Origin of the sequence: Pullulanibacillus sp. KACC 23026 (assembly GCF_029094525.1) — a bacterium.
Classification (GTDB): Bacteria; Bacillota; Bacilli; order Bacillales; family Sporolactobacillaceae; genus KACC-23026.
This window is the reverse complement of sequence record NZ_CP119107.1, coordinates 4760117-4781875: the sequence shown is the minus strand read 5'-3', so window position 1 is coordinate 4781875 and position 21759 is coordinate 4760117. Positions and strand designations below refer to the sequence as shown.

At 44.1% G+C, this 21759-nt stretch carries 18 protein-coding genes, 2 tRNA genes, 3 rRNA genes and 1 other RNA gene; 22 read left to right on the top strand and 2 right to left on the bottom strand.

The features are described from left to right. The first annotated feature begins 261 nt into the window (after positions 1–261). Positions 262–337, top strand: a tRNA-Arg gene (locus tag PU629_RS22365). Between the two features lie 308 nt (positions 338–645). Here the strand turns inward: PU629_RS22365 and PU629_RS22360 are convergent. After that, a complete protein-coding gene (locus PU629_RS22360; RefSeq protein WP_275282201.1) occupies positions 646–792 on the bottom strand; it encodes a DUF4021 domain-containing protein in 147 nt (48 codons plus the stop codon). A gap of 263 nt (positions 793–1055) precedes the next feature. Here PU629_RS22360 and PU629_RS22355 point away from each other — a divergent pair, with 263 nt between their 5' ends. Beyond that, positions 1056–2972: a heavy metal translocating P-type ATPase gene (locus tag PU629_RS22355; RefSeq protein WP_275282200.1), complete on the top strand. Its 1917-nt coding sequence runs from the start codon at positions 1056–1058 to the stop codon at positions 2970–2972. A 48-nt stretch (positions 2973–3020) separates the two neighbouring features. Here PU629_RS22355 and PU629_RS22350 read toward each other — a convergent pair whose 3' ends face one another. After that, entirely contained in the window at positions 3021–3305 is a 285-nt protein-coding gene (locus PU629_RS22350; RefSeq protein ID WP_275282199.1) for a YfhJ family protein, read from the bottom strand. A gap of 127 nt (positions 3306–3432) precedes the next feature. Between PU629_RS22350 and sspK the strand changes: the two genes are divergently transcribed. The 20 genes from sspK to PU629_RS22250 all read left to right on the top strand — a co-directional run bounded on the left by sspK (position 3433) and on the right by PU629_RS22250 (position 21701). Next, a complete protein-coding gene (gene sspK / locus PU629_RS22345) occupies positions 3433–3594 on the top strand; it encodes a small acid-soluble spore protein K (protein ID WP_275284518.1) in 162 nt (53 codons plus the stop codon). A 13-nt stretch (positions 3595–3607) separates the two neighbouring features. Next, the gene (locus PU629_RS22340; RefSeq protein WP_275282198.1) at positions 3608–3772 is read left to right on the top strand and encodes a YpzG family protein; all 165 of its coding nucleotides are present in this window, start codon (positions 3608–3610) and stop codon (positions 3770–3772) included. Positions 3773–3927: 155 nt separating this feature from the next. After that, a complete protein-coding gene (locus PU629_RS22335; RefSeq protein WP_275282197.1) occupies positions 3928–4569 on the top strand; it encodes a Bax inhibitor-1/YccA family protein in 642 nt (213 codons plus the stop codon). Positions 4570–4727: 158 nt separating this feature from the next. Then, positions 4728–6011 (top strand): uracil permease, encoded by a 1284-nt coding sequence (uraA, locus tag PU629_RS22330; RefSeq protein ID WP_275282196.1) that lies wholly within the window; start codon positions 4728–4730, stop codon positions 6009–6011. 377 nt (positions 6012–6388) lie between these two features. Next, positions 6389–7804 (top strand): amino acid permease, encoded by a 1416-nt coding sequence (locus tag PU629_RS22325; RefSeq protein WP_275282195.1) that lies wholly within the window; start codon positions 6389–6391, stop codon positions 7802–7804. A gap of 587 nt (positions 7805–8391) precedes the next feature. After that, complete coding sequence (gene tadA / locus PU629_RS22320) at positions 8392–8892, top strand: tRNA adenosine(34) deaminase TadA (protein WP_275284517.1); 501 nt, start codon at positions 8392–8394, stop codon at positions 8890–8892. 101 nt (positions 8893–8993) lie between these two features. Beyond that, positions 8994–9086, top strand: a tRNA-Ser gene (locus PU629_RS22315). Between the two features lie 40 nt (positions 9087–9126). Then, positions 9127–9392, top strand: an RNA gene (gene ffs, locus PU629_RS22310) — signal recognition particle sRNA large type. 259 nt (positions 9393–9651) lie between these two features. After that, positions 9652–11385 (top strand): DNA polymerase III subunit gamma/tau, encoded by a 1734-nt coding sequence (dnaX, locus tag PU629_RS22305; protein ID WP_275282194.1) that lies wholly within the window; start codon positions 9652–9654, stop codon positions 11383–11385. Positions 11386–11403: 18 nt separating this feature from the next. Beyond that, the gene (locus tag PU629_RS22300) at positions 11404–11715 is read left to right on the top strand and encodes a YbaB/EbfC family nucleoid-associated protein (protein WP_275282193.1); all 312 of its coding nucleotides are present in this window, start codon (positions 11404–11406) and stop codon (positions 11713–11715) included. A gap of 21 nt (positions 11716–11736) precedes the next feature. Beyond that, a complete protein-coding gene (gene recR / locus PU629_RS22295) occupies positions 11737–12333 on the top strand; it encodes a recombination mediator RecR (RefSeq protein WP_275282192.1) in 597 nt (198 codons plus the stop codon). Positions 12334–12354: 21 nt separating this feature from the next. Further along, on the top strand, positions 12355–12570 hold the full coding sequence (locus tag PU629_RS22290) for a YaaL family protein (RefSeq protein ID WP_275282191.1): 216 nt from the start codon (positions 12355–12357) through the stop codon (positions 12568–12570). A 139-nt stretch (positions 12571–12709) separates the two neighbouring features. Further along, positions 12710–12976, top strand: a complete 267-nt coding sequence (locus tag PU629_RS22285) for a pro-sigmaK processing inhibitor BofA family protein (protein WP_275282190.1) — start codon at positions 12710–12712, stop codon at positions 12974–12976. 408 nt (positions 12977–13384) lie between these two features. Next, positions 13385–14945 (top strand): 16S ribosomal RNA (locus PU629_RS22280). 124 nt (positions 14946–15069) lie between these two features. Further along, a 23S ribosomal RNA gene (locus tag PU629_RS22275) occupies positions 15070–17986 on the top strand. Positions 17987–18050: 64 nt separating this feature from the next. Next, a 5S ribosomal RNA gene (gene rrf / locus PU629_RS22270) occupies positions 18051–18166 on the top strand. Together the 16S, 23S and 5S rRNA genes form the textbook arrangement of a ribosomal RNA operon. Before the next feature lie 650 nt (positions 18167–18816). Next, complete coding sequence (locus tag PU629_RS22265) at positions 18817–19041, top strand: sigma factor G inhibitor Gin (RefSeq protein ID WP_275282189.1); 225 nt, start codon at positions 18817–18819, stop codon at positions 19039–19041. Between the two features lie 133 nt (positions 19042–19174). Then, positions 19175–20590 carry an aminotransferase class I/II-fold pyridoxal phosphate-dependent enzyme gene (locus PU629_RS22260; RefSeq protein WP_275282188.1) on the top strand — a complete coding sequence of 472 codons (1416 nt, stop codon included), beginning with the start codon at positions 19175–19177 and terminating at the stop codon, positions 20588–20590. A 101-nt stretch (positions 20591–20691) separates the two neighbouring features. After that, positions 20692–21345: a dTMP kinase gene (tmk, locus tag PU629_RS22255; protein ID WP_275282187.1), complete on the top strand. Its 654-nt coding sequence runs from the start codon at positions 20692–20694 to the stop codon at positions 21343–21345. Positions 21346–21371: 26 nt separating this feature from the next. Further along, positions 21372–21701 (top strand): cyclic-di-AMP receptor, encoded by a 330-nt coding sequence (locus PU629_RS22250; protein WP_275282186.1) that lies wholly within the window; start codon positions 21372–21374, stop codon positions 21699–21701. Positions 21702–21759: the final 58 nt, after the last annotated feature.

Below are 21759 nucleotides of genomic sequence, written 5' to 3'. Positions count from 1 at the left end.
TTTCCGTAAACTTTGTTGTTTTTTTAGGCTCCAATAAGCTCGCTTTCCGCGGGCAATCCGTGAGCCTCCTCGGCCAAATACGCCTGCGGGGTCTCACCTGGATTGCTATTCCCGCAGGAGTCTCGCCTATTTCCACCTATTTTTATCAACTAGCAACAATCTTTTAGAAAAGAGCCTAAAAGATAAAAGGCAAGCAGAATTAAAAGACCCTTTTATTAAGAGGAGATTTCTTGTATAATGATAAAGCGTCTAAAAAGGTATGGCCCCGTAGCTCAGGGGATAGAGCGTCGGTTTCCTAAACCGTGCGTCGGAGGTTCGAATCCTCTCGGGGCCGCCATTTAATCATTAGACATAGATTTCAAATTCTTATACTAGACAGCCTATCTTAACTTTTACTTAAAACAAGTCTCTTGGCCGATTATGGTCCAGGGGCTTTTTTATAGCTTTTCGGCAGGTTTAAATAAGAAAAACGCGGTTTATGCCGAGTTCTTCTTCTGTTAATAGCCTGATTCAGGATTCCCACTCACGTCATTAGGAATGGATAATACTCTATAATCATCCATCCTGACCTGAGAAGTCATATGAAAAATAGTCAATAAAACCCTTCAATCCAAAATGATTTGAAGGGTTCTGTCTCTTAATAAATTAATGGGCTTCGTCCTCTTCCTTTGTTTCCGCCATACCATAGTTGCCATTCATGACTTGTTCCTCTTGATCAATGCCAATGCTCGCATCCTGTTTAACTTGTTTAGATGGTTGGGATGGCCCTTTGATTTCTTTACGTTGATCCATATCATCACCTCCACTATTAGAGTGCGACAAACCCCTCTAATCATTCCATCCAACATCATTTAATCCTTATTCTTATTTAATCCAATCAGATGACTACACCTAATTATTAATGATAATCATTATTAATAACAAATTATAATTATTATAAACAAATCAATTCACATTAGCCAAGATGTGTAATATAATGGGTTTAGCGTCATTCCTAATTAAAATAATTATAATTAACTTGATATTCATTCTCATTTAGTGACAGGAGGCTAACCATGGATAAGGCTCATTCAATCGTATTAAACCATGACCCTAGAGAGAAAAAAGTGAAAAGGGCATCCATCTTACAAGAACATGGGGAACTTATAGCTTCTTTAGCCAGCGGTGTTCTTTTGTTAGTCGGGTGGCTCTTACAGTCACAATCAGTCGTGCTATCCACTATTATTTTTATTGCTTCATTTATAATTGGAGGCTATGCCAAGGCAAAAGAGGGAATAGAGGAAACCTTTAAAGAAAAATCTTTGAATGTGGAGCTCTTGATGTTTTTGGCAGCAATTGGGTCAGCTCTGATTGGCTATTGGTGGGAAGGCGGCATTTTGATTTTTATCTTCTCACTAAGCGGGGCGCTTGAAACCTATACAAATAATAAAAGTAAGAAAGAAATCTCGGCTTTGTTTGACCTCCAGCCTGAAACGGCTACGCTTTTGGTAGATGGAATGGAAAAAGTGGTTTCAGTCGGTGAACTTGAGATTGGGGACCGAATTATTGTCAAACCGGGTGAACGGATTCCAGCAGATGGTGAGATCATAAAAGGGGAAACAACCATTGATGAAGCGGCTATTACAGGAGAATCCTTACCAGTACGAAAAGGCTTGAAGGATAACATATTTGCAGGGACTATAAATATTAACGGGTCAATTGTGGTTGAGATAACGAAAAAGAGCACGGAAACCCTTTTTCAGAAAATCATTGATCTTGTTCAGACTGCTCAAAGTGAAAAATCACCTTCACAGCTTTTTATCGAACGCTTTGAAGATACGTATGTTAAACTCGTCCTCTTAATCGTTCTTTTAATGATGGTTATTCCCCATTACCTTATTGGGTGGAATTGGACGGAAACCCTTTATCGGGCTATGGTCTTGTTGGTTGTAGCCTCACCATGTGCCTTGGTGGCGTCTATTATGCCTGCCACTCTTTCGGCCATTTCCAACAGTGCCAAAAAAGGAATTTTATTTAAAGGCGGTGTCCATTTGGAACGTCTTAGTCAGTTAAAAGCCATAGCTTTTGATAAGACGGGAACATTGACCAAAGGGACGCCCGTTGTCACAGATGTGTATGTTAAAGAAGGGGTGAACGAGGCTGACCTCCTTAGAAAAGTGGCTTCTATGGAGCATTTCTCGAATCACCCGCTTGCGACCGCTATTGTTCGTCATTACAATCTCCAAAGTGATCGGCCGCTGCTTGATGTGGAAACCATTGAGGATGTAACAGGCTCAGGCATTTTGGCACGGTTTGATGGTGATGAATGGCGTGTGGGGACGAAGGATTTCGCTAATCAAACCGGTGATGAGGAAGCGAACAAAGAGAGTATGGTCTTCAAAAATGCAGGCAAAACCGTTGTTTATATTAGTTGCAATAGAGAAGTTCTAGGCATTATTGCTTTGAAGGATACGATAAGAGAAGAAACGAAAAAAACCATTCAGTTTCTTAAGTCCATTGGAATTAAGACCATTCTGTTAACGGGTGATAATAGCGTAACAGCAAAAGCGATTGCTGAAGAAGCCGGCGTAGATGAGTTTGTTGCGGAATGCCTACCAGAAGAAAAGCTCAACCATATTAGAGAATTTCAACAAAAATATGGACTGACAGCGATGGTGGGGGATGGGATTAATGATGCACCCGCACTTGCCATGGCTGACGTCGGGATAGCGATGGGGGCTGGAACAGATGTTGCCCTTGAAACAGCTGATGTTGTCCTCATGAAGAATGATTTAGGGAAAATCAGCCAGTCTATAGAGCTTTCTAAAAAAATGAATCGCATTGTGAAGCAAAACGTGTTCTTTGCCATTGCTGTAATCGTCCTCCTGATCATCTCTAACTTCTTCCAGGCCATTAACTTGCCTTTCGGGGTGGTTGGTCATGAAGGAAGTACGATCTTAGTTATTCTAAACGGTTTACGACTTTTAAAATAAATAGGGGCTTAAATCAATGAGAGGCCCATTAATGTAGGCACCTGTCTCTTATTGAGAGACAGGGCCTTTTCTTTTGTTTAAAATGTAGGATTTTGGGTCGTCCGAAAGATGATGGATGTGTTTACCGTGAGAGCGAATCCATTGTTCGACTTGCTTGGCTGTCTGTTCTTTACCTCTGTATTTAAAACCGCCTTTGGCACGGGTGGCATCGATATCCTCCCAGATCGCCTCCACCCAAGTTCTTGCCTGGTCTTCTGTTAGCTGATCATTGACTTCCAACAAAAGGTTGGTCAACCACTGAGGAATCCATTCCATTCTCATCTCTTCAGTCATAAAGGTCATCTCCATTTTTGAAAATTACATACCTATAGTTTAACAACCATAAAATTTTCGGTAAAGCATATTTCCTTCAAGCAACGTTCATACTAACAGTACCCCATAAAGAAGGGTGGTTTTGGGATTGGTCGATCGCGGTGAAAAGAGATACTCCGTTCAAAACGAAAACTCCATACAGCCGAGAGCAAAAGCTGAATATGCTTCTAAACGTGCCGATGGCTCGACAAACGATCATCCTGCAGAGCGGATGCTAAAATCGAACCAGCGTGAAGAAGGAGATTTCTAAGGGGGATATCGCATTGAACAGTAGACAACGAGCAGATGGACTGCCGCAATATTCAGATGTCTTTCAATCACCACGTTCTAGTCCGAAACACGCTTCTCACCAAGTCAATGGGGAAACACAGATGAGGCAGCATGACATTATTACGCTCGTCAACAAGCGTAAAAATGGAAGATGGTAAAAAGAGGGGGGCATGTTTCCCCCTCTTTTTACATATCTAGATAATGAAACCTCTCTGCGTTTTAATTCGTAGTACATATTAACGGTTAAACCAATGGAAAAATGGTAAAAGTGAAGATTAATGATAGACAAGTAAGAATAGAAAGGGTGTTAGGAATGGATACGGTTATCCAAACGCGCAAAGGGAGTCCCTTCGCCAAGTTTTACGCTGCTTTATTTTCAGGATTGTTAGTGGCAACGGCCGGGTTATTTATTGGACAAAGCATTCCAAGAGGCCTCTTTTTACCGTTAGCGATCGTTGAAATTATTATGATTACCATGATGGTTTTTGCTAGAAAACAAAAGGCAATCGGCTATCCTTTAATGTATGTATTTATGCTGATTTCTGGGGCAACTTTATATCCAGCGATTAGCTATTATGTAAGTATGCTTGGTGCCGATGTCGTTTTTAGAGCCTTTGCAATAACAACCATTTCCTTTGGGGCAATGGCCATCTTTACAACGGTTACGAAACGAGATTTTTCCTTTCTCGGGGGTTTTTTGTTTGTTTCAGTTATAGCTCTTATTGGACTTCAAATTTTAAACATGTTTATTCCAGCTAACGGAACGGCACAACTGATCCTGTCAGGTTTCGGGATTTTGGTTTTCGTTGGCTATACCCTTTATGATTTCAGCCGAATTACACGTTACGGCTTTACGGATAGCGAGATTCCTTTCATCGTGATCGCTATTTACTTAGATTTTGTGAACCTTTTCCTTTATATCCTCCAATTTTTAGGGGTGTCAAATCGGGATTAATGGTAAAAACTAATAGTAACTAAAAAGGCTGCCTTAAATAGGAGGCCTTTTTTTCTAAAATTTTTCGCGAAATTTGTCACAAAATAATTTGAAAAAAGAATTGAACAAGGTATAATGAATCGATTTAATAAAATATTTAGGAGGGTTTACAACAGCCTATGTCACAGCGCGTGATTCAGGTCGATGAACGGCCACCATTTTCTCAGAGTTTGCCATTAAGTTTACAGCACTTATTTGCTATGTTTGGGTCTACTGTTCTTGTACCACTTTTATTTGGGGTTGACCCGGCAACCATTCTTTTGCTAAACGGGTTTGGAACGCTGTTATACCTGTTAATCACAAAAGGGAAGATTCCAGCTTACTTAGGATCAAGCTTTGCTTTTATTGCCCCCGTTTCGGCTGTTATCAAGAGCGGCGGTTACGCGGATGCTCTTGGCGGTTTTATCGTATGTGGGATTATCTTTATCGTTATCTCAATTATTATTCGGTTTGCAGGAACAAACTGGATTGATGTGGTATTTCCTCCTGCCTCAATGGGTGCTATTGTTGCCGTTATTGGTTTACAGCTTGTGCCGAGTGCAGCCCAAAATGCTGGTTTAATTGCCCCTGCCAATGCCGGTGCTCATTGGAGTCCTGATGCAACGTCTGTAACCGTTTCTTTATTAACACTTATTATTACGGTTGTCGGCTGGGTCATGTTTAGAGGCTTTATGAAAATTATCCCGATTCTTTTTGGGATTGTTGCAGGGTATGTGATTGCTGCGATTGCTGGGATTGTGGACTTCTCTCATGTAGAGTCAGCGGCTTGGTTTTCGGTTCCAACGTTTTATGCCCCTCATTTTAGTTGGAAGAGCATTGCCATAATTGCTCCAGCTGCTCTTGTTGTTATTGCCGAGCATATTGGCCACTTGCTCGTGACAAGTAAAATCGTCGGACGTGATTTGCAGAAGGATCCAGGTCTTAGCCGCTCTGTATTTGGAAATGGTTTATCCACGATTATTTCTGGTCTAGTTGGTTCAACGCCGAATACCACATATGGGGAAAACATTGGCGTGTTGGCTATAACTCGAGTCTATTCAACATGGGTAATTGGCGGGGCTGCTATTATTGCGATGATTCTCTCCTTTGTTGGCAAGTTGTCTGCTTTGATTCAAGCAATTCCATCGCCAGTAATTGGCGGAATATCTCTATTGCTTTATGGGGTCATTGCCGCTTCAGGGATTCGAATTCTCGTGGAATCTAAGGTAGATTATTCCAGATCACAGAACATGATCTTAACCTGTGTTGTCTTAGTTGTGGGACTAAGCGGGGCTGCCATTAACATTGGACAAGTGGCTTTATCCGGTATGGGACTCGCAACAGTAGTGGGAATAGTACTTAGCCTCTTCTTCAAACTCCTTAATATTACGAAGATCGCAAACGATCTAGACGAATCGAAATAAACAAAAACAGCCTAATTAAAGCCTCAGGGCGATCGGCAAATCCTAAAAAAACGGATGAGTCGATCGTCCTTTTTATATCTAATTTAAAACACGAAGGAAGGCTAAGTACGGTTGTCGGTGGAAAGGGAGTTAAACACTATTTACGACAACCGCCTTTAAGAAAGAGTTTTAAAAAAAGCTTGTCAAGAAAGCGATTTAAAGGGGACACAAAGAAATAAAAGTAAAAAAACAGCCCCTTTTTAGAAAAAAAAGATTTTAACCTAATCCATTGAAAATAAGGAAAAACCCCTGTATACTTTAACTCGCTAATGAGATAAAACAAATAAGTTCTTTGTTCAAATACATCGTGTTAAGTCATCCGAAAGGGGAACATATTTATGTCATCAAAGGGCAAATTAAGTGTCTGGGTTTTAACCGCACTTGTTGTTGGTAATATGGTAGGTTCGGGTATTTTCATGTTGCCTAGGGACCTTGCTTCTGTCGCAAGTCCAGGAGGCGTTTTGCTCGCATGGGTTTTCACGGGGGTTGGGGTATTATTTCTTGCCTTCGTTTTTGGTAATTTAGCACTCAGGCGTCCAAATATGACCGGAGGCCCGCAAGTCTTTGCAGCGGGGCTCTTTAAAAAGGGATCGCGTGCTTCCCATTTGTCTGGATATTTCGTTTCATGGGGGTATTGGGTTGCCAATTTTGCTGGAAATGTCGCCATGATTACAACTTTTGCTGGTTATCTTTCTACATTCTTTCCAATCCTAGTTAGTGAGGCCCCGATAACAATTTTAGGCATTCATACTCAAGTCGGGCATATTCTTACCTTTATTGTTTGTTCCATTCTTCTATGGGGGGTCCACTTCCTTATTCTGAATGGGATTGAAGGAGCAGGAAAGGTTAATTTAATTGCGACTGCTACAAAAGTCATTGGCTTTTTCTTATTTATCATTGCGACTTTGTTCGCTTTTCAAATGAGTCATCTTATTCCGTTTGTTGCACCAGTTGACAATGGAAGCGGACCTGCTATTAGCCTGTTTGGACAACTTAAACATGCGGCTTTGGCAACCTTGTGGGCTTTTGTCGGTGTGGAATCAGCAGTTGTCTTTTCTTCCCGTGCCAAAAGCGGTAAAGATGTAAAAAGAGCAACCATCTTTGGTCTATTAATTGCGACGGCGATCTATATAGCCATTTCTTTGTTGGTGATGGGTTCGCTTAAGCAATCTGTCTTGGTTAATTCTAAGAAGCCCCTTGTTGACGCCCTATCCTCTGCTATTGGCAGCGGTGGCGGATACTTGCTTGCAGGACTTGCGGTTATCAGCCTATTTGGATCGGCTATTGGCTGGATTTTATTAAGCGCAGAGGTTCCCTATCAATCGGCTAAACAAGGTATTTTCTTGAAAGTTTTTGCTCAGGAAAGTAAAAAGGGAGCACCGACGAAATCGCTCCTTATAACCAATCTTGCAACACAGGTCCTTATATTTTCGACTGTTCTAAATTCAATTGATCAGGCTTTTTCCTTTGTCTGTACAATAGCGACACTATCGTATCTCTTGCCTTATCTTGTTTCAGCCCTCTTCCAAATACGAGTGGTATTTGAAGATCGCTTGGATAATAAAGGAATAAACTGGAGAGAATTAATCATCGGCATATTAGCTGCTATTTATTCGATATACGTGGTCATTGCAGGGACTTCCGATATTAAAACCTTTTTATGGGGAATTTTCTTCGTTGGGATCGGGATCGTTTTATATCCGTTCATGTTCTTGAATAAGAGTAAGGCCTCGAACAAGAAAAAGGCAGCATAATCTAATAAGGCACTTTATAGGGTAAGCAGTTCCGAAAACGTGGAGACTAAAGCTTGGGGTTTTTCCCAAGCTTTTTTCTTTAAACTTACCGTAAATAAGCGGAAAAATTTCTCTTATTTAGGAATTCGCACTGAAAACAGCTTAAATAGACGGATAAATTCCGGCTATTGACTCCAGAAAGCGTGGATCGGAGCCCTTTTGCCTTGCTTAACCGGAAAACCTCCTCTTATATTCCCGCATCTGAGCTCGATTCTGTTGTTTAACCGGAATTCCTCCGTTTATTTCTGGTACGCCATTACCTGCTTTAGTAAAAAAATTAACAACCTAATCATTAGCGCGTTGACACCAACAATGGTCAGGAATTTTTTTGGTGGCGTTTTACTGACTAATTGAGGATTAAAAAACCTTGGCTTGTCTGCCATTTAGCATACGATTTGGCTGGTTTCTCCACCGAAACGGAACTTCTTACTTTTAGGGGGGCAATATCAAAGCCTGTTTAGAGCTTTCTAGCTTGCGCCTATTGAAAATTGATATAATAGATGAAAGGTGCACTTAATATAAAACTTAAGAGGTTGGTTATGGACGGAATGAATAGTTGTCAACATGAAAAGTGGATGACTCTAGCCCTTGAGGAAGCGGAAAAAGCAAAAGCGTTAGGGGAAGTGCCAATCGGGGCTGTTATTGTAAAAGATGGAAAGTATGTGGCTTCAGCTTATAATCTAAGAGAGACCAATCAGGATCCACTGGCACATGCTGAGTGTTTGGCAATCAAAAAGGCAAGTGAACGATTGGGGTCCTGGCGACTAACCGATTGTAATCTATACGTTACCCTCGAGCCTTGTCCAATGTGCGCAGGGGCGATTCTGCAAGCTCGTCTTTCAAAGGTCATTTACGGGGCACAGGACCCAAAAGCGGGCTGTGCCGGAACGCTTATGAACCTTTTACAGGACGGACGTTTTAATCATGAAACAGAAGTCATTCGAGGGGTTAAAGAAGAGGCATGCGGGGCTATTTTAAGTGATTTTTTTAAAATGATTAGAGAAAACCGAAAAAAAGCAAAACAAGCTCATTTAAATCAAAAAGAATAAACATACAATGGTTAGAGATATAATGAGTAATAAGATGTTCAGCACTCTGGAATCATTGCAAGGTTTTATAAAATGTGTTATAGTTGGTTACGTCGCAATTCGGAGGCGTACCCAAGAGGCTGAAGGGGGCTGACTCGAAATCAGCTAGGGCGTCAATCGGCGTCGCGGGGGTTCAAATCCTCTCGCCTCCGCCATTTAATTTTTGTGACACAACTAACTTTGTTATCAACATTGCCGTGCTAGGCGGGGAGGTAGCGGTGCCCTGTACTCGCAATCCGCTGTAGCGAGGCTGAATTCCTTTTCGAGGTTTTATATCTGTGGGGTCCGCCTCAAGTAAGTGGTGTTGACATCTGGGTCCTGCGCAACGGAAACTCATGAACCCTGTCAGGTCCGGAAGGAAGCAGCAGTAAGTGAGACCTTCCGTGTGCCGCAGGGCTGCCTGGATCGAGCTAACTGCTTGAGAAGCGCTCATGGATATAAAATCGACAAAAGGTGCACGGCATATTAAAAAATACATGAAGTGAACCGCAGCGTTTAGTTGAATAAATGCTGCGGTTTTTAATTTTTTTCTAGGACAAAATTAAAAACGGTTTGTTTGTGACATTCAGTTAGAGACCGTGCTGGGATGAAGCTTTCAATCCTTATTTATAAAATAACCAGGCATAAAAAATCGGTTATAAAAAAGGGAGTTTTCCTTTTGTATTCGCTGATTTTTAAAGGTATAATGAAAAGGAATCTTCGCGGAATTAGGTGAAAAAGATGGTCTATCAAGCCCTATATAGAGTGTGGCGTCCGCAGCGGTTTGAAGATATGGCCGGTCAAGAGCATATCACTCAAACCTTGCAAAACGCATTGGCCAAAGAACAATTTTCACATGCTTACTTATTTAATGGTCCTCGTGGGACTGGGAAGACAAGTGCGGCCAAAATTGTTGCCAAGGCGATTAACTGTGAACATGCCCCAACCTCAGAGCCTTGTAATGAATGCCCATCTTGCATCGCGATTTCAGAAGGTCGGCTTCCGGATGTTATCGAAATTGATGCGGCCTCTAACAATGGTGTCGATGAAATTCGAGAAATTCGAGAAAATGTAAAATATGCGCCAAGCTCAGCACGCTATAAAGTTTATATAATCGATGAAGTCCATATGCTATCACAAGGGGCCTTTAATGCTTTACTTAAAACATTAGAAGAACCGCCTGAACATGTCATTTTTATTTTGGCAACAACAGAACCTCACAAAATCCCCTTGACGATCATTTCAAGATGTCAGAGGTTTGATTTTAAACGAATTCCTTTAAAATCAATTGTGGACCGAATGGTGTATATTGCAAATGAGCAGGGAATCAATGCTTCTGTTGAATCACTGACTCTTATTGCCAAAGCCAGTGATGGTGGAATGCGTGATGCACTTAGCATTTTGGACCAAGTGGTGGCTTTTGCAGCAGGTGAGGTTACAGTAAATGATGTCCTAGAGGTTACGGGCTTAGTCTCGCAGAACCTAATCTCTAAAGTGGTCCATGAAGTAACCGAACAAAACGCTTCTGAAGCAGTCAGAGCGGTAAATGATTTGATAGATCGAGGCAAAGACCCCGAAAAGTTCACCGAGGATCTCATGCATTATTATCGAGATATCTTATTGTATAAGACTTCAAAAGAACTAGGAAATCAGCTTGAATGGGTCCAGGTAGACGAAAGATTCACTGAAACAGCTGATACCCTTGAAATTGAGGCCATTTATTCAGCCATACAAAGCTTAAATGAAGCCCAGCAAGCGATGCGCTGGTCTAGTCAACCAAGGATTTTACTAGAAGTAACGATGGTAAAGCTGTGCCATGGGAATCAATTAGTCGAACGTAAGCCAGCGATTCCTGCCGCCAATGAGCAAGAGATTAGTGGCCTTTTAAATCGAATTGAGAGTCTTGAAACAAAGCTTGCCTCTCTAGAAAGAACTCAGTCCGCTACGTCCAACAGCAGCACATCGACTGAACAAAAGCGATCAAGGCCAGCCCAAAAGAGAGCGACTGGAGGAAAAGGATTATCCTTGCCGCTTAATGAAATGCGTCATGTCTTAAAACAAGCCTCCAAACAAGAACTTAATTCCTTGCGCGGCTCATGGGCTGATATTATGGAAAAGGTGAGGAGTACTCACGTTGCAGCACATGCTTGGCTTCTTGAAAGTAAGCCGGTAGCAAGCTCTGAGTCGGCCTTCCTGCTTTCATTCAAATACGATTTTCATTGCCAAATGGTATTAGAAAATAAAAACAATGTTTTAAATATGGTCGAGCAAATTCAAAAAGAGGTCACAGGAAGGTCTAAACACCTTTATCCGATTCCGCATTCCGAGTGGGAAGCGTTAAGAAGAGATTTTATTCAGCACATGGATGGTGGAGGAAGTTCGGATGATGACCACCCCGCAGCAGAAGAAAAAGACCCGCTAATCACAGAGGCCGAAAAATTAGTTGGCCCTGATCTATTAGAAATTAGAGATTAAAAGGAGGCGCTTTTAAAAATGCGTGGAAATATGAATAACATGATGAAGCAAATGCAGAAAATGCAAAAGCAAATGATGGAAGCTCAAGAAAAATTAAAGGATGAAGTGGTTGAAGGAACCGCTGGTGGTGGTGTTGTTACGGTAAAATGTAACGGGCATAAAGATGTGTTAGAAGTGCAAATTAAAGAAGAAGCCGTTGATCCAGATGATGTTGAAATGCTTCAAGATCTAGTGTTAGCAGCAGTGAATGAAGCATTGAAAAAAGCGGATGAGCTTGCCAACAGTCGCATGGGTCAATTTACTAAAGGACTCAACATCCCTGGTTTCTAATTTTTAGGGGGAACAACATACGTGCAGTATCCAGAACCGATAGCAAAACTAATTGACAGTTTTATGAAACTGCCAGGTATCGGGCCGAAAACAGCGGTTCGTCTGGCTTTTTTTGTCATTAATATGAGAGAAGACGACGTAATGGAATTTGCACGGGCGCTTGTCAATGCTAAGAGAAAGCTTATTCACTGTTCGATATGCCAAAACATTAGTGACCATGATCCTTGTTATATATGTGATGATTCCTCTCGAGATCGCTCACTTATATGTGTTGTACAAGAGCCAAAGGATGTTGTGGCGATGGAGAAAATGAGAGACTATCGCGGTTTATACCATGTGCTTCATGGAGCGATTTCTCCCGTTGACGGTATAGGTCCTGAAGATATTAAAGTGACCGAGCTCATTCGACGTTTAGAAGATGAGGAAGTAAAAGAAATTATTCTGGCCACAAACCCAACTATTGAAGGCGAAGCAACCGCTATGTATTTATCAAGATTGATCAAGCCAATTGGCGTCAAAACCTCCCGTATCGCTCACGGCTTACCAGTTGGCGGAGACTTGGAATATGCGGATGAAGTCACTTTATCCAAAGCCCTTGAAGGTAGAAGAGAAATATAACGGGGGGAGAGTTTCGAAGGTATGTTTGGGAGAAAAGGTCGCTTGAGAAGAGAGATGAATGGCTCTTTTACCGAGTTGTTAGAAAGAATGAAAAATGAATGGCTGAAACAGAAACGAATTGTGGAAATGAGCATCGAACCTTCACCTGAAGTTATCTATCAATTAAAGATTGCTGAAGCCAAATACTTTTTTTTATTAAAAGAAGCCCGGTATAAAAATATGACTTATAAGTTCTAACTTGTCCAAGCCCTCCATATATAAATATAGGCCCTTTTCTTTATTTAGGGATTGAATGGTTTCTTAAATCATTCATCCTGTTCTCTGAAATGAGAGTTAAAAGAAAGGCGCTTATATCTTATAAGGGGGGGCTTTTCATTTGCAACAGCCAATCGTTCTGATCTCAATAGCCGTAGGGATCATTGTTTTATTTCTTTTGTTTGGAACAGCGCTAAAGCCGTTTCGGTTCATTGGTAGTTTAGTTGTGAAGCTTCTAATCGGCGGTCTGCTTTTATTCTTTTTAAATATTTTGGGGACAAGCATCGGGTTGCATATTCCTATTAACGCTATTACAACGGTAATTACCGGTATCCTTGGATTACCAGGCCTTGCTGCATTGGTTGTCATCAAACTATTCATGGTTTGAATGAGACTTGTTCATGGATGAATGGAAGAGCTTTATGTACGAGGTTGTTCCTTTTTTTGAAATGGATTATTTTGGAATAAATAAAACCGTTGACTTAAAATGCTGCTTATAGTATATTTATAAGCGTCGCCTCTGACGAGTGATTTTAACAGTGAAAAAAACTTGTTGACATCAACTTGCTGGCGTGGTAAGATATTAAAGTCGTCTTCAAGAGACGGCGATTAGTAGTGAAAGATTAATAGGTTGTTTCGTACATTGAAAACTAAACAAAAACCAAAAGCGCCAGTCAAAGTCATACTTTGAGTTTAACGCTAGGAATCAAACGAACATATTTTTTAAGGAGAACAGACCTCTTTTTATTTAGAAGAGATCTGTTCTCGGCAAAAGCCAGCAGTGCTTTGACTGCACTATTTTGAGAGTTTGATCCTGGCTCAGGACGAACGCTGGCGGCGTGCCTAATACATGCAAGTCGAGCGCGTGAAACTTCCAGATCCCTTCGGGGTGATGGTTGTGGATCGAGCGGCGGACGGGTGAGTAACACGTGGGCAACCTGCCTGTAAGACTGGGATAACTTCGGGAAACCGGAGCTAATACCGGATAATCATTGACACTGCATGGTGTCAATGTAAAAGATGGTCCTGCCATCACTTACAGATGGGCCCGCGGCGCATTAGCTAGTTGGTGGGGTAATAGCCTACCAAGGCGACGATGCGTAGCCGACCTGAGAGGGTGATCGGCCACACTGGGACTGAGACACGGCCCAGACTCCTACGGGAGGCAGCAGTAGGGAATCTTCGGCAATGGACGAAAGTCTGACCGAGCAACGCCGCGTGAGCGATGAAGGTCTTCGGATCGTAAAGCTCTGTTGTCAGAGAAGAACAAGTGATAGAGGAAATGCTATCGCCTTGACGGTATCTGACCAGAAAGCCCCGGCTAACTACGTGCCAGCAGCCGCGGTAATACGTAGGGGGCAAGCGTTGTCCGGAATTATTGGGCGTAAAGCGCGCGCAGGCGGCTTCTTAAGTCTGATGTGAAAGCCCACGGCTCAACCGTGGAGGGTCATTGGAAACTGGGGAGCTTGAGTGCAGAAGAGGAGAGTGGAATTCCACGTGTAGCGGTGAAATGCGTAGATATGTGGAGGAACACCAGTGGCGAAAGCGGCTCTCTGGTCTGTAACTGACGCTGAGGCGCGAAAGCGTGGGGAGCAAACAGGATTAGATACCCTGGTAGTCCACGCCGTAAACGATGAGTGCTAGGTGTTGGAGGGGCCACCCTTCAGTGCTGACGTTAACACATTAAGCACTCCGCCTGGGGAGTACGGCCGCAAGGCTGAAACTCAAAGGAATTGACGGGGGCCCGCACAAGCAGTGGAGCATGTGGTTTAATTCGAAGCAACGCGAAGAACCTTACCAGGTCTTGACATCCTCTGACCACCCTAGAGATAGGGCTTTCCCCTTCGGGGGGCAGAGTGACAGGTGGTGCATGGTTGTCGTCAGCTCGTGTCGTGAGATGTTGGGTTAAGTCCCGCAACGAGCGCAACCCTTGATCTTAGTTGCCAGCATTCAGTTGGGCACTCTAAGGTGACTGCCGGTGACAAACCGGAGGAAGGTGGGGATGACGTCAAATCATCATGCCCCTTATGACCTGGGCTACACACGTGCTACAATGGGTGGTACAAAGGGCAGCGAAACCGCGAGGTCGAGCGAATCCCATAAAGCCACTCTCAGTTCGGATTGCAGGCTGCAACTCGCCTGCATGAAGCCGGAATTGCTAGTAATCGCGGATCAGCATGCCGCGGTGAATACGTTCCCGGGCCTTGTACACACCGCCCGTCACACCACGAGAGTTTGTAACACCCGAAGTCGGTGAGGTAACCGTAAGGAACCAGCCGCCGAAGGTGGGACAGATGATTGGGGTGAAGTCGTAACAAGGTAGCCGTATCGGAAGGTGCGGCTGGATCACCTCCTTTCTAAGGAAACGATTCTTAGCGTTAGGTGCTTTTGGTTATTTGTTTGGTTTTGAGTGTGTGAACACTCGAAATCGTCCCTTGAAAACTGGATAATGAAGTGCAAACAAGACATTAATTGTAACAAGGTTAAGCGAATAAGAGCGCACGGTGGATGCCTTGGCACTAGGAGCCGATGAAGGACGGAACGAACACCGATATGCTTCGGGGAGCTGTAAGTAGGCTTTGATCCGGAGATTTCCGAATGGGGAAACCCACTGCCCTGAACGGGCAGTATCCTTACCTGAATACATAGGGTATGGAAGGCAGACCTGGGGAACTGAAACATCTAAGTACCCAGAGGAAGAGAAAGCAAATGCGATTCCCTTAGTAGTGGCGAGCGAAACGGGAACAGCCCAAACCAAGAGGCTTGCCTCTTGGGGTTGTAGGACACTCATCCCGGAAGGGGAGCTGTAGACGAACCGGTTTGGAAAGGCCGGCCAGAGAAGGTAACAGCCCTGTAGTCGAAACAGACCCCCAACCTGAGTGGATCCTGAGTACGGCGGGACACGTGAAACCCCGTCGGAATCCGGGAGGACCATCTCCCAAGGCTAAATACTCCCTAGTGACCGATAGTGAACCAGTACCGTGAGGGAAAGGTGAAAAGCACCCCGGAAGGGGAGTGAAAGAGATCCTGAAACCGTGTGCTTACAAGTAGTCGAAGTCCTTTTATGGATGACGGCGTACCTTTTGTAGAATGGACCGGCGAGTTACGATCTTAAGCAAGGTTAAGTTGAAGAGACGGAGCCAGAGCGAAAGCGAGTCTGAATAGGGCGATAGTTTAAGGTTGTAGACCCGAAACCGTGTGATCTACCCATGTCCAGGGTGAAGTTCAGGTAACACTGAATGGAGGCCCGAACCCACGCACGTTGAAAAGTGCGGGGATGAGGTGTGGGTAGGGGTGAAATGCCAATCGAACTCGGAGATAGCTGGTTCTCCCCGAAATAGCTTTAGGGCTAGCCTCGAGGGAAGAGACTTGGAGGTAGAGCACTGATTGAGTGAGGGGCCCCCACAGGGTTACCGAGTTCAGTCAAACTCCGAATGCCAAGGACTCATCCTCGGGAGTCAGACGGCGAGTGATAAGATCCGTCGTCGAGAGGGAAACAGCCCAGACCATCAGCTAAGGTCCCCAAGTATACGTTAAGTGGCAAAGGATGTGGCGTTGCCCAGACAACCAGGATGTTGGCTTAGAAGCAGCCACCATTTAAAGAGTGCGTAATAGCTCACTGGTCGAGTGGCGCTGCGCCGAAAATGTAACGGGGCTAAACGTATCACCGAAGCTATGGATCCCAATGGGATGGTAGGGGAGCGTTCTAAGGGCAGAGAAGGTAAACTGGAAGGTTTGCTGGAGCGCTTAGAAGTGAGAATGCCGGTATGAGTAACGAAAAGAGGGGTGAGAATCCCCTCCGTCGAAAGCCTAAGGGTTCCTGAGGAAGGTTCGTCCGCTCAGGGTTAGTCGGGACCTAAGCCGAGGCCGGAAGGCGTAGGCGATGGACAACAGGTTGATATTCCTGTACCACCAGGAGACGTTTGAGCAATGGGGGGACGCAGGAAGGCAAGGCAAGCGCGCTGATGGATATGCGCGTCCAAGCAGTAAGGCTGAAGGTGAGGCAAATCCCGCCTTCGTAAGGCTGAGCTGTGATGGGGAGGGAATTTTAGTACCGAAGTGCCCGTGCTTACACTGCCAAGAAAAGCCTCTAGCGAGTCTCAAGGTGCCCGTACCCCAAACCGACACAGGTAGGCGAGGAGAGAATCCTAAGACGCTCGGGAGAACTCTCGTTAAGGAACTCGGCAAAATGACCCCGTAACTTCGGGAGAAGGGGTGCTTGGCGGGGTGAATAGCCCTGCTGAGCCGCAGTGAAAAGATCCAAGCGACTGTTTAGCAAAAACACAGGTCTCTGCTAAACCGAAAGGTGATGTATAGGGGCTGACACCTGCCCGGTGCTGGAAGGTTAAGAGGAGGGGTTATCCTTTTAGGAGAAGCTCTGAATTGAAGCCCCAGTAAACGGCGGCCGTAACTATAACGGTCCTAAGGTAGCGAAATTCCTTGTCGGGTAAGTTCCGACCCGCACGAAAGGTGCAACGACTTGGATACTGTCTCAACGAGAGACCCGGTGAAATTATAGTACCTGTGAAGATGCAGGTTACCCGCGACAGGACGGAAAGACCCCATGGAGCTTTACTGCAGCTTGATATTGGATGTCTGTATCGATTGTATAGGATAGGTAGGAGCCTTTGAAGCCGGACCGCCAGGTTCGGTGGAGGCGTCGGTGGAATACTACCCTTTCGGTATGGACATTCTAACCCGGGACCGTAATCCGGTTCGGAGACAGTGTCAGGTGGGCAGTTTGACTGGGGCGGTCGCCTCCTAAAGAGTAACGGAGGCGCCCAAAGGTTCCCTCAGAATGGTTGGAAATCATTCGCAGAGTGTAAAGGCACAAGGGAGCTTGACTGCGAGACTTACAAGTCGAGCAGGGACGAAAGTCGGGCTTAGTGATCCGGTGGCGCCGCATGGAAGGGCCATCGCTCAACGGATAAAAGCTACCCTGGGGATAACAGGCTTATCTCCCCCAAGAGTCCACATCGACGGGGAGGTTTGGCACCTCGATGTCGGCTCATCGCATCCTGGGGCTGAAGTGGGTCCCAAGGGTTGGGCTGTTCGCCCATTAAAGCGGTACGCGAGCTGGGTTCAGAACGTCGTGAGACAGTTCGGTCCCTATCCGTCGCGGGCGTTGGAAATTTGAGAGGAGCTGTCCTTAGTACGAGAGGACCGGGATGGACACACCGCTGGTGTCCCAGTTGTTCCGCCAGGAGCACCGCTGGGTAGCTATGTGTGGACGGGATAAGTGCTGAAAGCATCTAAGCATGAAGCCCCCCTCAAGATGAGATTTCCCATGACTTTAAGTCAGTAAGATCCCTTAGAGATGATGAGGTAGATAGGTCCGAGGTGGAAGTGCGGCAACGCATGGAGCTGACGGATACTAATCGATCGAGGGCTTAACCTTAAATTAGTGTTTGTTTGACTTCCTATCTAGTTTTGAAGGTACGATCCTTCAATTGAATACTTTGTCCGGTGGTTATGGCGAAGAGGTCACACCCGTTCCCATCCCGAACACGGCCGTTAAGCTCTTCAGCGTCGATGGTAGTTGGGGGCTTCCCCCTGCAAGAGTAGAACGCCGCCGGGCAATCGATAAAGGAATCGTTTAAATGACGATTCCTTTTTTACATTGGATCATTAATTATTGATAGTGGCCGGGCCCCTGCGCTTAACCTTGGTTTAAAAGAATGAGGTCATGCGCAAATCAACAAGGTGTCAATCGAAGAAGGGGACCCACGAAGTATTCCAAGCGAATAGATTGCCAAGAGTAGAACGCCGCCGGGAAACTGAAAAAAGGAGAATTGCGATTAAGCAGTTCTCCTTTTTGTGTTTATAGGGTGGTGGTAGTGCTGTGTTTCTAACGGACACTGAGTCCATTAGAGGGGCAAATCAACCCATGTAAGAGGCAAAATGTGTCTGTAACGGACTGAGTGTCCGTTACACTCGAGGCAACAGGTACCCGTCAAGGTCTTACACGGTAATTGTGTCCGTTACACTCAAATAACCGGTCCCCGCATGTTCTAACGGAGTCCTCTAGTCAGTGCTGTCTGCTGCTTATTGTTTTTGTAAGGCAGCAGAAGGAGAACTGGGATGGACAATTTCCTAATGTGGGCTTAGGTGCATACTATGTTGAAAGGATTCGCCTTAGCATTTTCATAGGAAAATTCTCTGATAGTGTATAGAATCTAATAGATTAGGGGAACCTATTATTAATTATAAGTTGGAGGTGTTCCTAAAGTGGAAGCAATTAATTTGGATCATGTCCCTGTAAATGATACTTGTATAATCTGTGACGAGAAGAAGGATTCTGGCATTTATATTTGTAATCAATTAATTTGTCATTCTTGTCAAAAGAAAATAGTAGAAACCGATGTTGATGATGCAACTTATGAACTTCTAGTGAAGCAGTTAAAAAAATTATCGGTAACCGTCCATTCAACATTAACGGAGAGCAACTCTTAAGCAGAGGGGCTCTTTTTTTTGTTGGCTGAGTTAATGGTAACTTTCTATTCGCTTATTTTAGGCCATGCTATTTCGCAAAAGTGGTGGGAAGGTGTATCTTTTGATAAGATAATAAGAAAAGGACAAGACAATTATGGATCATAATCGGACACCAATTATGGAGGCCCTTCAGGTTTATGAGCAGAGAGAAATTTATTCGTTTCATGTTCCTGGCCATAAATCGGGGAAAGTCTGGCCCGACCATAAAAAGGCTTACTTCAAAGATATTTTAAGAATTGATGCGACAGAGTTAGAAGGACTCGATGATTTATATGCTCCAGCCGGTGCGCTGCTTGAGGCTGAACTTTTATTAAGTGATTATTATCAAACGAAACATAGTTTTCTTTTAGTGAATGGGTCGACAGTCGGTAATTTAACGATGATTCTTTCTAGCTGTCACCCTGGAGATACACTCCTTGTTCAGCGAAACGCTCATCAGTCTATTTTTAATGCTTTAAAATTGGCGAATGTGAAGGCTGTATTCCTGGAGCCCGTTAGAGACCCTTTTACAAAAATGGGAGTGGGCCTTACGGAAGAGACGCTTGTGCAAGCTTTGCAACAGTTTCCTGAGGCAAAGGGGCTTGTTCTAACGTATCCCAATTATTATGGGCAGACTTTACCGGTAGAAAAAGTGATTCTTTTAGCTAAACAAGCGGGCTTAGGTGTGATGGTAGATGAGGCGCATGGCCCTCATTTTAAATGGGGATTTCCCTTTCCATCCAGTTGTTTGGAATACGGAGCCGATATGGTTGTCCACTCGGCCCACAAATTGCTCCCCTCGATGACAATGGGGGCGTATCTTCATCTGAACTCTGATTGGGTCTCGAAGGATAGGGTTTTAAATACAATAAAGATGCTGCAAACATCAAGTCCATCTTATCCCATTATGGCCTCTCTCGATATCGGTCGTTCTTTCCTGGCAACGCTTGAACCTAGCGGGGTGTCCCAAATCCTTGGGTCCATTAAATGGTTTAAGAAGCAGTTGACTTTAATGGGATTTAGAGTTGACCCAACCCCATTAGGACAGGCTGATCCTTTGAAGCTTGCGATCCAGAGAGAGGGTTATACAGGTTATGAATTAAAAAGGCGGTTTGAATCCGTTGGGTTATACCCTGAGATGGCAGATTCATTTAATCTGTTGCTTGTATTAGGATGGGATCTGCATCCACCATTTGATGATATTATAGATGGCTTGTCTCAAATGGAATGGGAGATTCGACCCTCGAAGCCTGAAAGACCAACTGTCCCATTACCTCTCAGGTTACAGGCCATTCCATTTACTAGGATGGCTTCTGAGGAGACGGAACTCATACGGTTAACAACAGCTAATGGGAAACGAACGGCAGAGAATGTTGTCCCTTACCCCCCAGGTGTCCCCGTACTGATAGAGGGTGAGGAAATTACTGAAGAAGCCATCCAAGCTATTTATGGATGGAAGCAGAATCAAGTGGTGATCCATGGTTTAATTGAAAAAGAGGGGGACCTGTGGATCAAAATTAACAAAAGATAAGCTAAATGAATATTTTAATATATATGACATTTTGAGGTTTGTTGTTTTTTTTCAAAAAAAGTAAGTTTAAATAAGTGCTTATAGATAAAGGGGAATTTTTTGTGGCGGGTATATTTATTACACTAGAAGGTCCAGATGGAGCAGGAAAAACAACACAAGTTAAAAAGTTGGCTGATTGGCTCAAAGAACTAGCTGTCCCGCATGTGGTGACGCGAGAGCCGGGTGGAACGCCAATTAGTGACGCAATACGGGCATTGTTATTAGACCCCAACCACAAGGAAATGGCCTCTCCGACAGAGATTTTACTCTATGCCGCTTCTCGTGCCCAGCATGTGGAAGAAAAGATAAAACCAGCGCTTGCCAAAGGATGGGTGGTGCTCTGCGATCGGTTTGTAGATGCTTCAATCGCTTATCAAGGCTACGGATTAGAAATGCCTGTTGAGGAAATAGAAAAAATCAATCAATTTGCTACTGGCGGACTCAAGCCGACTCGGACGTATCTCATCGATCTTTCACCCGAAGTTGGAAAGCAGCGCCTTCAAGCAAGAGTAAGTCCTGGTGGTGCCGAGCTCGATCGAATTGAACAGAAACAAATCAGCTACCATGAAAGGGTTCGTGAAGGGTTTTATAGAATATATAAGGAAAATGAAGAGCGCATGGTTCTCATTGATGGAAATAGGCAGCAAGAGGAGCTTTTTGAGGTCATAAAGGAAGATCTTGAGGCGTTATTAAGACAAAATCAATTTTTGAAATAAAATCTATTAAAAGGGGCGATCAAAAGTTGAAACTGATTATGGCGGTGGTTCAAGACAAGGATAGTAATCGGTTGTCCAGTGCACTAGTAAAGGCTAACTTTAAGGCGACAAAATTAGCAAGTACAGGTGGATTTTTACGCTCTGGTAACACAACCTTTCTTATTGGGACAGAAACCCCTAGAGTGAATCAGTTGCTGAATGTAATCAGGGAAAATTGTGAAAGCCGGGAGCAAATGGTGGCTCCAATCTCCCCACTGGGCGGGAACGCTGATGCTTATGTTCCCCATCCAGTTGAAGTCGAAGTGGGAGGCGCTACTGTTTTCGTATTAGCTGTCGAAGATTTTAAACAATTTTAGGTAAGAGGCTTGTTTTATAAATGGATAGAAAGCCTTCTGAAGCCTCTTTTATTGGAGG

Bases quoted from the DNA above. Each gene is read 5' to 3' on its own strand.
- PU629_RS22360 (WP_275282201.1), bottom strand. From the start codon at position 792: ATGGATCAACGTAAAGAAATCAAAGGGCCATCCCAACCATCTAAACAA.
- PU629_RS22355 (WP_275282200.1), top strand. From the start codon at position 1,056: ATGGATAAGGCTCATTCAATCGTATTAAACCATGACCCTAGAGAGAAA.
- PU629_RS22350 (WP_275282199.1), bottom strand. From the start codon at position 3,305: ATGACTGAAGAGATGAGAATGGAATGGATTCCTCAGTGGTTGACCAAC.
- PU629_RS22335 (WP_275282197.1), top strand. From the start codon at position 3,928: ATGGATACGGTTATCCAAACGCGCAAAGGGAGTCCCTTCGCCAAGTTT.
- uraA (WP_275282196.1), top strand. From the start codon at position 4,728: ATGTCACAGCGCGTGATTCAGGTCGATGAACGGCCACCATTTTCTCAG.
- PU629_RS22325 (WP_275282195.1), top strand. From the start codon at position 6,389: ATGTCATCAAAGGGCAAATTAAGTGTCTGGGTTTTAACCGCACTTGTT.
- tadA (WP_275284517.1), top strand. From the start codon at position 8,392: ATGAATAGTTGTCAACATGAAAAGTGGATGACTCTAGCCCTTGAGGAA.
- dnaX (WP_275282194.1), top strand. From the start codon at position 9,652: ATGGTCTATCAAGCCCTATATAGAGTGTGGCGTCCGCAGCGGTTTGAA.
- PU629_RS22300 (WP_275282193.1), top strand. From the start codon at position 11,404: ATGCGTGGAAATATGAATAACATGATGAAGCAAATGCAGAAAATGCAA.
- PU629_RS22290 (WP_275282191.1), top strand. From the start codon at position 12,355: ATGTTTGGGAGAAAAGGTCGCTTGAGAAGAGAGATGAATGGCTCTTTT.
- PU629_RS22260 (WP_275282188.1), top strand. From the start codon at position 19,175: ATGGATCATAATCGGACACCAATTATGGAGGCCCTTCAGGTTTATGAG.